3 protein-coding genes are annotated in these 1732 nt (G+C 47.9%); all 3 read left to right on the forward strand.

Translation table 11 applies throughout. From position 1 onward, the window contains the following. A partial coding sequence (locus CVN76_RS04725) for an efflux RND transporter periplasmic adaptor subunit (RefSeq protein WP_100530477.1) occupies positions 1 to 943 on the forward strand: 943 nt, incomplete at its 5' end. 1 nt (position 944) lies between these two features. Then, the gene (locus CVN76_RS04730) at positions 945 to 1682 is read left to right on the forward strand and encodes an ABC transporter ATP-binding protein (RefSeq protein ID WP_100530478.1); all 738 of its coding nucleotides are present in this window, start codon (positions 945 to 947) and stop codon (positions 1680 to 1682) included. Further along, positions 1651 to 1732: hypothetical protein (locus CVN76_RS31665; protein WP_332850607.1), on the forward strand; the 82-nt coding region annotated here is incomplete at its 3' end. The genes CVN76_RS04730 and CVN76_RS31665, both read left to right, overlap by 32 nt.

Consider the following 1732-nt stretch of genomic DNA (forward strand, 5'->3'; position numbering starts at 1 on the left):
GGTATTGGTGCTAGCCATTGGGGGTTCGTTTTGGTTTTTCATGAAGGAAAAAGCGGAGCCAGCTGTGGCTAAGTCGGTGACGGCCCAGGTTGAAAAGGGAGACCTTGAAGTCGAGATAAGTGGTTCGGGTTCTGTTGCTGCAATCAATAGTGAGGACGTCACTTCCTCGGCCGCAGCCGAGGTGGATGAGGTGCTTGTAGAGAAAAATGAATTGGTTGAAAAGGGTGATGAGCTCATTACCTTCACGGATGGAAGTGACCCGGTAACGGCCCCATTCGATGGTACGGTAACCACGTTGGATGTAGAGGCGGGCGACAGAATATCAGGCGGTGATGTGGTGGCACATGTTACGGATTATAAAAAATTGAAAACAACGGTCAGTGTGGATGAATTGGATATTCCAAGCGTCAAAAAAGGACAAACGGTCGAGATAAAAGCGAGCGCCTTCGAAGATGAAACGTTCACGGGGAAGGTGACCAGTGTATCAAGGGAGGGTACGTATGAAAATGGCGTCTCTTCATTCGATGTCACGATTCAAATCGATAAGCCTCGCGATATTAAAATTGGGATGTCGACCGAGGTGAGCATTTTGACGAATCGTGCGAAAGATGCCTTATATGTTCCAATTGAAGCAGTCCAAATGGATGGTGATCAGAAATATGTCAGTGTCCAGGAGGCTGGTGCAACGGATGCGGTAGCCAGTTCAAAGACGTTGGTCGAGACTGGAATCAGTAATGATAGGTATATTGAAATAACTTCTGGGCTGGAAGAGGGACAGGAGGTTTCGTTACCGATAACGATCTCCAATGAAAACCGGACAGGCAGCGGCTTCAATGGAATGAGGGGCGGAGGCGGAATGCCAAGCGGAGGGGAAATGCAAATGCCAAGCGGAGGCGGAATGCCAGGCGGTGGCGGAATGCCGAGCGGCAAGGGAGGTCAGTGAAATGGTGAAACCCATCATCAAAATCCAAAACATGTCCAAATCATATGAACTGGGCGGTGAAACCGTTAAGGCGCTTCAGGATGTATGTCTTACCATCGATAAAGGCGATTTCATTTCCATCATCGGTCCCTCCGGATCAGGGAAATCGACGTTCATGAATATGATAGGGTGTCTGGATAAGCCTGATACAGGTGAATATCTTCTTGATGGAAAAGAAGTTGAAAAAATGAAGGATAATGAGCTAGCGGCGATTCGCAATATTAAAATAGGATTCATCTTTCAAAATTTCAATCTGTTGGCGAAGTTGACAGCGCTGGAAAATGTCGAGCTTCCCCTTGTCTATAGAGGAGTGAGCGTGAAGGAAAGAAAAGAGGCCGCCGTTTCCTGTCTTGATAGGGTTGGCCTGGGTGACCGGATGAACCATTTGCCGAATCAACTTTCCGGCGGACAGCAGCAAAGGGTGGCAATCGCAAGGGCATTGGCGGGCAACCCTCCCGTTTTATTGGCGGATGAGCCGACGGGGGCACTTGATAGCAAAACAAGTAAAGAAGTTCTGCAGATGCTAAAAGATTTAAACGAAAAGGGGCAAACCATCATCCTTATCACCCATGACATGGAAGTGGCAAAGGAAGCAACTCGTGTCGTTCGGATTCAGGATGGACAGCTTTTTGAAAGCGGAGGTGATTGGATTGAACTTGAGCGAATCGATGAAGATGGCCATACGCTCTATCAAAACTAATAAGGTCCGTGCTTTTTTAACCATGCTTGGCATCATTATCGGCGTTGCCT

The sequence above is a fragment of the Bacillus sp. mrc49 genome (assembly GCF_002803435.1).

What these genes read in the sequence shown, in the direction of transcription:
- CVN76_RS04730 (WP_100530478.1), top strand. Translation starts at nt 945, where the DNA reads ATGGTGAAACCCATCATCAAAATCCAAAACATGTCCAAATCATATGAA.